General features: G+C 68.1%; 7 protein-coding genes and 3 pseudogenes. 7 read left to right on the forward strand and 3 right to left on the reverse strand.

Annotation, left to right across the window (positions count from 1 at the left end; genetic code table 11):
• Nucleotides 1-75 precede the first annotated feature (75 nt).
• Nucleotides 76-1,002 (forward strand): annotated as a pseudogene (locus ABT288_RS48800) (IS3 family transposase); the annotation flags it as partial.
• Between the two features lie 279 nt (nt 1,003-1,281).
• Nucleotides 1,282-1,448 (forward strand): annotated as a pseudogene (locus ABT288_RS48805) (RNA-guided endonuclease TnpB family protein); the annotation flags it as partial.
• Here the strand turns inward: ABT288_RS48805 and ABT288_RS50475 are convergent.
• Nucleotides 1,430-2,416, reverse strand: coding sequence for a DUF6082 family protein (locus tag ABT288_RS50475; RefSeq protein WP_502973022.1), 987 nt, complete (start codon nt 2,414-2,416; stop codon nt 1,430-1,432). The pseudogene ABT288_RS48805 and the gene ABT288_RS50475 sit on opposite strands and share 19 nt — an antisense overlap.
• A gap of 418 nt (nt 2,417-2,834) precedes the next feature.
• Here ABT288_RS50475 and ABT288_RS48815 point away from each other — a divergent pair, with 418 nt between their 5' ends.
• Together ABT288_RS48815 and ABT288_RS48820 are read left to right on the forward strand one after the other, a co-directional pair.
• Nucleotides 2,835-3,743, forward strand: a complete 909-nt coding sequence (locus ABT288_RS48815) for a site-specific integrase (RefSeq protein ID WP_351623192.1) — start codon at nt 2,835-2,837, stop codon at nt 3,741-3,743.
• Nucleotides 3,744-4,045: 302 nt separating this feature from the next.
• Nucleotides 4,046-4,210 carry a hypothetical protein gene (locus ABT288_RS48820; protein ID WP_351623194.1) on the forward strand — a complete coding sequence of 55 codons (165 nt, stop codon included), beginning with the start codon at nt 4,046-4,048 and terminating at the stop codon, nt 4,208-4,210.
• 356 nt (nt 4,211-4,566) lie between these two features.
• On the opposite strand, the gene ABT288_RS48825 is transcribed toward ABT288_RS48820, so the two are convergent.
• Together ABT288_RS48825 and ABT288_RS48830 are read right to left on the reverse strand one after the other, a co-directional pair.
• Entirely contained in the window at nt 4,567-4,803 is a 237-nt protein-coding gene (locus tag ABT288_RS48825) for a chaplin (RefSeq protein WP_351623196.1), read from the reverse strand.
• 96 nt (nt 4,804-4,899) lie between these two features.
• Nucleotides 4,900-5,139: a DUF6233 domain-containing protein gene (locus ABT288_RS48830; RefSeq protein WP_351623202.1), complete on the reverse strand. Its 240-nt coding sequence runs from the start codon at nt 5,137-5,139 to the stop codon at nt 4,900-4,902.
• 59 nt (nt 5,140-5,198) lie between these two features.
• On the opposite strand from ABT288_RS48830, the gene ABT288_RS48835 reads away from it, so the two are divergent.
• The 3 genes and pseudogenes from ABT288_RS48835 to ABT288_RS48845 form a co-directional block, all read left to right on the forward strand.
• Nucleotides 5,199-5,468 (forward strand): hypothetical protein, encoded by a 270-nt coding sequence (locus ABT288_RS48835; RefSeq protein ID WP_351623198.1) that lies wholly within the window; start codon nt 5,199-5,201, stop codon nt 5,466-5,468.
• 129 nt (nt 5,469-5,597) lie between these two features.
• Nucleotides 5,598-6,392: a leucine-rich repeat domain-containing protein gene (locus ABT288_RS48840; RefSeq protein WP_351623200.1), complete on the forward strand. Its 795-nt coding sequence runs from the start codon at nt 5,598-5,600 to the stop codon at nt 6,390-6,392.
• A 304-nt stretch (nt 6,393-6,696) separates the two neighbouring features.
• A pseudogene (locus ABT288_RS48845) lies at nt 6,697-7,177 on the forward strand (hypothetical protein); the annotation flags it as partial.

The following is a 7,177-nucleotide window of genomic DNA, read 5'->3' on the forward strand; positions in this document are numbered from 1 at the left end:
TGCGACCGCCTCTGACCTCCCAGTTCGCCTGGCAGCTTGACATAGGAGCATCGCCGAGCTCGACCGGCCGTCGAAGCGCTCGTAGCGTTCATCGACGCCCACCGGCAGGTGTTCGGAGTCGAGCCGATCTGCAAAGTCCTGACCAGCCACGGACTGAAGATCGCGACGAGCACCTACTACGCCGCCAAGAACCGCACCCCCAGCCAGCGGTTCGTCCGCGACGCGGAGCTGAAGACGCAGATCAGCCGCGTCCACGCCGACAACTTCGGTGTCTACGGAGTGCGGAAGGTCTGGCGGCAGCTGCACCGCGAGGGCATACCCGTGGCCCGCTGCACGGTCGCCCGGCTGATGCGTGACCTTGGTCTTGAGGGTGCCCGACGCGGGAAGAAGGTCCGCACCACCATCCGCGACGATGGCCATGACCGGGCCTCTGACCTGCTCAGACGCGACTTCACCGCATCCCGTCCGAACGAGCGGTGGGTCGCCGACTTCACCTATGTCGCCACCTGGTCGGGCATCGTCTACGTCGCCTTCGTCGTGGACGTGTTCTCCCGGGCGATCGTCGGCTGGTCGGCCGCCACCAGCAAGCGGGCCAAGCTCGTCCTCGACGCACTGGACATGGCCCTGTGGCGCCGCGACCGGGCTGGCATTCCCGCAGGTCCCGGGCTCGTTCATCACTCGGACGCGGGCAGTCAATACACGTCTTTCGCGTTCACCGCGCACCTGCTCGAGGCCGGCATCGACGCCTCGATCGGCACCGTCGGCGACGCCCTGGACAACGCGCTCATGGAGTCCCAGATCGGCCTCTACAAGACGGAGCTGATCAAGCCCCGAAGGCCCTGGCACGGCCTGGCCGACGTCGAGCTCGGCACCGCGGAATGGGTCGACTGGTTCAACAACCAGCGCCTCCATACCGCCATCGGGGACATACCGCCCCACGAACACGAGACCAACCACTACGCTCAACACCAGCCCCAACCGGCGGCTGGAGCCAACGCATAGAGCCTCCACCGATCCCGGAGCGCTTCAGCGGAACACCAAAGGTTCACAGAAGCCGTCGCGCAGACCCTCACCGAACCGACTCGCCGAGGTGTAACCCCCACGCCGGCGACGGTGGAGGACACCAACCGTTGATCTTGCGTGGATATCCCTGGCTTCAGCCGGGGGAGGGAAACGCATGCTTGTTGCGGAGGCGTGCAGCGCCGGAGTTCGCTTCGTTGTCAGTGGTGGCCGGTACGGTGATCTCACCGGCGGTGGTCTTGGAAAAGGGGGGTGGGCCCGGTGATCCGTGCGTACAAGTTCCTCCTGCGGTCCACCGTGGCCGGCAAGGCGCGCTCGCCGAGATGCCGCGCGATCACTGCTCGCTCTGCAACGCAGCGTTACAGGAGCGACAGGATGCCTACCGGCACGCCTCGAAGGCGACGATCCGCTACGCGCAGCAGTCCGCGTAGCTCAAGGAGATCTGGGCGTTTCGACCCGGAGCGTCAGGGCCACCGGTCGTAGCGCACTGAACAGCACCGGCTTCATGGTGACCCGCCACTGGGACCCGGTACGCGGCCCGGCCTGGGCTGCTGTGACAGGCGTGCCCACCCCGGAGCAGTGGAGCTTGCCCAGGCTCAGGGGTGGCTTGCCCGCCCAGTGTTCCGCCTCCCGCAGAACAACGTAGGGAAGCTTGATCTGTTCGCCCCCAGCCGAACTGAGAAGTAGCGGCTGTTCGGCAGCCTGGCTTGTTACGGAGCAGTCTGAAAGTACTCAGTAGTTGCCACCGGAGGGCCGTCGGCGATGGCGCGCGCGTAGCGTTCGTCGGCAACCTCGACAAACTGGCGGCGCATCCGGTCGGCGAAAGCTCTGCCGAGACGCGCCACCCAGGACCTCCGGTCATCCAGTGCTCCCGCGCGATCTCGCCCTGGAAGTGTCCGTCGAACATGTCCCGGAGCGCGGCTTCGCTCAGATTCCCGAGCCTGAAGTCGGACTCCCAGTTGGTGACGATGAGGTTGGTGAACAGGATTTGCTTCCTCCGGGTGGCCGTCATCGGCGTATGCGGAGGCTCCCAGCATGCGAGGAGCGTAGGGTCGCCGAGCGCCAGGATGATCAGCTCTCGATGCGCATCGCGCCGCGCGGCTTCCTGGGCTATCCGAGTCTGTCGAGCCTGGTACCAGAGGGAGGCAGCCACTCCGGCCAGTGCAGCTGCAGAGAAGAGCACGGACAGCGCACCATAGGTCTGACTGACGTTGCTCAGCTGACCCCAGTTCAGGTCATCCGGCGCGAGCACGTTCAGAATGAACGGGGTTCCCAGGATGAGTCCCAAGGTGGACAGGGCACAGGAGGCAGCGACGAGTGTCCGGCTCGTCTGAGATGGCCTTCCCCGGAAGCTGAGCACATTTCCCACACATGAGTCGCCGACCAATCTCAACATGGTGGCAATTGGCACGCATCCCTATCAATGGGGCGGTGGCCCGGGCGCGATACGGCTCAACCGACGGCACGGGACACCAGCCGACGGCCGCGGTGACAGAGCTCTATGGATCGCCCGACGTAGATTCGGATGCATGAACGACTCCGTCAGACGCATCGATCCCTCGACGCCCCTCCCCGCATCGGCAGCGATCTGCTCGGCTGCAAGCCCGAGCAGATCGGCCCATGCGCACAGTGCCAGGGACTCACGGTTCGGTACGGCAACAACGCTCAGCTCGTTTCCCTCGGGGTGGATCTGCTGTGGTGTGAAGTGGAGTCAGGTGCGTTCGTTGAGCTCCTGGGACTCGTTCTCGTGGGGTGTGGCTCTGCGGCGGGTTGTTGCACGACTCGTGGCAGGAGTTGATGGTGCGGCATTCCTCTTGGTGATTCCGTCCGGACCGAGCAACTGGACGGTCCTCGACGACGACCTGGAGGTCGTCGCAATTACTGATCAATGGCTTCGGAATCTGCGGCTCGGTCGAGACCGGGCGGAGCTGACGACAAAGGCGTACGCCGGTGGCGTCGCGCTCTGCCTGCGGTGGTGCCGGTCGACACGCCGGGAGTGGACGGCGGCCGGGCGCGACCTCGGTCTGTTCATGGTCTGGCTGAAGTACACCCCGGCGCCCCGGGACGGGGCGGCGTCGGTGGTGCGGCCGGGGCCGGGGGCCGTGCCGGTGCGGGGTGAGCGCCGGATCAACCGGGTGCTCGTCGCGGTGCGGGGCCTGTTGTCGTACGCGGTGTCGGTGAGGGAGGCGCCGAGGTCGGTGCCTGGGCAGATCTACGAGCTCGCCGACAGCCGGGACCTCCCGGCGGAAGCCCAGGGCGAGAACGGCGGCCTGTTCTACCGGCTGCGGCCGGTGCACTCGCTTCGCGAGCCGGAGACACAGGTGGACCGGGCCGAGGACGCCGAGCTGGTGGCCATGTTCGCCGCCTGCCGCAACGCGCGGGACCGACTCAGCGCCCTGCCGGTCGGCAGAGTCGGGCTGCGCCGCGGCCAGGTGGCGGGCCTGCGGCGCAGCGATGTCCATCTGCTGCCGGACTCCCGTGCGCTGGGCTGCGACTACCAGGGCGCCCACGTGCATGTGCGTCGGCGGGAGAACGGGAACGGGGCCTGGTCGAAGTCACGGCAGGCGTGGGTGGCGCCGCTGGACTTCCTTGTAGTCTCCGCATTCGACCTCTACTACGAGGAGCGCAACCGGCTGCTCGGGAGCGGCGGGAGCGACTTCCTGCTGGTGAACCTGTTCCGGGCCCCGCTGGGTGAGCCGATGCCGCCGGAGGCAATCGGGTAACTGCTGGAACGACTCAGCGACCGGGCCGGGCTGGACAGGTGAGTGGGCGCGCACAGGGCGCGTCGGGCGTTCGCGTCGAACGTGGCCGATGCCGGAGGTGCCGGGATGAGGTACAGGCGGTGCTCGGGCAGAAGATTCTCGACTCGCAGGCGCCATACCTGTTCCCGGATCCGAAGGCGTGTCAGGGCGGCGATCGATCGGGTGCCGTCACCGCGTGGGCTGGGCGAGTGTCGGCGACGCTGAAAAGTGGTTCTGGATCACTTTCACTGCCAGGGCCATGGAGGGTCACCGAAACCGCGATCATGAACGGCCTCGCGCGGTACGAGAATGCGGTGGCCGCCTCCGCGCTCTACAACGAGATCGTGATGATGGAGGTGTGTGAGGTGCTGGGGATGGCCTCCGAGCCGCACACCGTCACCGCCGGGCGCCGCCCGGTGATGGACGTCGCCGGGTGCCGCAGGTGCTGATCCGCTGGACCTCCCGGCGCGGCGACCAGACCGCCGCCTGCCTTGAGGACCTGGAGCACGAGCACGTCACCGCTGTCGACGACGACGGCGAGCCGCGCTTCCTGCCCGTGGTCTCCGAGCGGGCCCGCGCCAAGCTGAACCGGATCGCCGCGAAGAAGACACGGGACGTCCGCCGCGTAGCGCCTGAAGGCGTGTCCGGTGGACGGTTCCTTGCCCACCGGACACGCCCGGGCACTGCGGAGCCGGACGGCGGTCCGGCTTGGCCGTCCCATTTGTCCGGCCTATGTCATGCATCATCCGGCCGGTCCCAGCCACGCCGGGAGCGCCGCAGCGAGGTTCTTCCGGGCGGATTCGCGTCAGTCGTTGACGCAGACGTTGCCGTACGTCGGGTTCAGCAGGCCGACGATGTCGATGCTGTTGCCGCACGCGTTGATCGGCACATGGATCGGCATCTGGAGCACATTGCCTGAGACGACGCCGGGTGAGCCCACCGCTGCGCCTTCGGCGCCGGAGTCGGCGGAGGCGGCTCCGGAGCTTCCGAGGATGGCTGCCGCAGCCAGGGTGCAGGCGGCGACGGTGGTACGGATACGCATGTTCCCTCCCATGGATGGTGGTCTCGAACCGGCGGTGCCAGTCGGCAGGACTGCCGAGGAGCGCCGGCCGCAGGGAAGAAGATCTCCGGCTCGGTCCTATGCAAACGATTCAGGCGCCCGGTTCCATCGAACCGGTGACGATCTCGATTCACGCTGCACAAAGGACAGTTGAGCAGCCCACCCGCCGGACACTCTCTGGCTGAGGACGCCCAACTCGGCGTCCGGTCGGCAGTGCGGGCAGGCCGCGACGCCTTCGGCCAGTGCCCTAAGTGCGGTCGATCGGTCGACACCTTTGCTGCGCCCACCGGCGTTCCAGCAGCCGCCGGCTGGACGTATACGGCGGCCGCCTCACGGTTGAGGCCGAGCTCCAGCAGCCAGTCGGGTGCCGGCGGCCGATGCTGCTCGCCCTGCTGCCGCTCGTGCTCGCGCCGTTCCTCATCCGCGATCCGCTGGTCGATCTGGTCCAGCTGTCGCGCGGCCTGCTGCTCGACGATGCGGCGGGCGAACCGCAACATGTCGAGACGGGTCAGCGGGGAATCGTCGTGCACTTGGGTGTTCTGTGCCGTCGAAGATTGACGTGTGCCATCGAAGTTAAAGTGGCGTGGTTCACGAAGGCCGTGATCGTTGGGTGGGCGAGCAACGGCCGCTGGCGAGGGCATCAGTGAGATCTCGTCAACCCACACGGGGGCTTCCTGGCCGACAGCATCACCAAGTAGCTGACGGAGGGCGGTTACATCACCGGCCGGGGACACCGGATGGCGCCGTACCGGGCGCCACGTCCTTATCGTTGCGCCATGACGGACGAACAGCTGCCCGCACAGGTCTTCCCGAACCGCTTTCCCGAGGCGGTGGACTCCCAGCCCGGGGTGCTGCAGGACCGCTGCCACTGCTTCAGCCAGGTCCGGGTGAGTCCGCCCGGCGCCGCGACGTCCTTCCACGCCGAGATCCAGGACACCAGTGCTCCGGGCTGGCTCCGGCTGCTGGAGCTGATCGAAGAGGCGGCGTCCGACGGGCGGGAGGAGTTCCGCCCGCTGCCGGAGCTGAGCCCTGAGGAGCGGCGGCAGATCGTGACGCTGCCGGCGTCGATCGGGCGACTGACGGCGGTGCGGACCCTTGTGCTGTACGGAAGCAACCTGGTCCGGATACCCCCGGAGATCGGCGACATGACAAGCCTGGAGGAGTTCAGCCCCTACACTTCGCGGCGGCTGCACTGGTTCCCGTACGAAATCACGCGATGCGCTCGGCTGGTGAACAGCACGGTGAGCACACGCTCGATCTACGGCAACTACAAGTACCGGCCGCCGTTCCCGCGTCTCCTCCCGCCCGGCGATACGGTCCTGGACCTCGACGGCCTGGCTCCCGCCCGCTGGGGCACCACCGCGGCACGCACCTGCAGTGTCTGCACCGGCCCGATCTCGGCGCCGGGCCCGCACCAGGCGTGGCTCTCCCAGGTGGTGGCGACCGACGTCCTGCCGCTACTGGTCAACGCCTGCTCCAAGGCGTGCCTCGATGCTCTGCCACCTGGGGCGAAGGGCTACATCCCTACACATCATCGGGGCGGCGCGATCGAACAGCCTCCGTCGCGTTGACCATCGTCACCTGGGGCACCGGGGCGGTGTGCTTGCCACCCCGGCGCTGGGGCCATCGTCTCTCTCCTTGCGTGGTACGGCCCATTGTGGCCGTGTGTACTTCGGAGAGTCGCGCTGATAGCCGATCCGGGCAACTGGTGAGGTGACGCCCCGGCAGCGATCCTGCCGTAGGCCGGACCTCGGCCTGTGTGGGGCCTGCGCACCGAGGATTTGGCGTCGCTGGCAGCGATCCCGTAGCTCGGCGATGAGTGTCTTCTCGTGCGTGTTGAGATCCCCGTCCGACGGTGGCGACCCGGTGGTCGGCTTGGACAAGGTCGCTGAGATCGCCGGGCTCGGCGTCGATGCGGTGCCATACCTCGGCGAGCTGACCCACCGCCGGCACCTGCTCGCCGAAGCCTGTCGTCACCTCGCTCTCGTCCTGCGCGGCCGCCGCCGCGAGCCGGGCCTGGACGAGCAAATCGTGGACGCCGCGCGCGCCACGTACTGCCTGGACATCAGCGAGCTGAAGACGCTGCGCGGCCTGCTGCCCGCCTACCTCCTCTACACCGCCCGCTGGTCGCTGGCCGACCTCGAACCCGCCCGCCGCCCGCCGCCCGCCGACCACCCTCCCGGACCCGGACCGGCGGCCCCCGGCCGACCCAGGCACACCGTCCGCGCCGCCCCGGCCCTCGGACCTGGGGCCGGGGCAGTGGGAGGTACCTCGCGTTCCGTTGCAGTACGAGCGGGCCGTCCTCGCCGGCGCGGTGCTCCGCGAGAAGCTGCGCACCGATTCCGTGCGGGGGCGG

It is taken from the genome of Streptomyces sp. NPDC001093 (genome assembly GCF_040298985.1).
Lineage (GTDB): Bacteria > Actinomycetota > Actinomycetes > Streptomycetales > Streptomycetaceae > Streptomyces.

Coding starts and splice junctions, on each gene's coding strand:
- ABT288_RS50475 (WP_502973022.1), bottom strand. CDS start 2,416: ATGTTGAGATTGGTCGGCGACTCATGTGTGGGAAATGTGCTCAGCTTC.
- ABT288_RS48820 (WP_351623194.1), top strand. CDS start 4,046: ATGAACGGCCTCGCGCGGTACGAGAATGCGGTGGCCGCCTCCGCGCTC.
- ABT288_RS48825 (WP_351623196.1), bottom strand. CDS start 4,803: ATGCGTATCCGTACCACCGTCGCCGCCTGCACCCTGGCTGCGGCAGCC.
- ABT288_RS48835 (WP_351623198.1), top strand. CDS start 5,199: ATGCTGCTCGCCCTGCTGCCGCTCGTGCTCGCGCCGTTCCTCATCCGC.
- ABT288_RS48840 (WP_351623200.1), top strand. CDS start 5,598: ATGACGGACGAACAGCTGCCCGCACAGGTCTTCCCGAACCGCTTTCCC.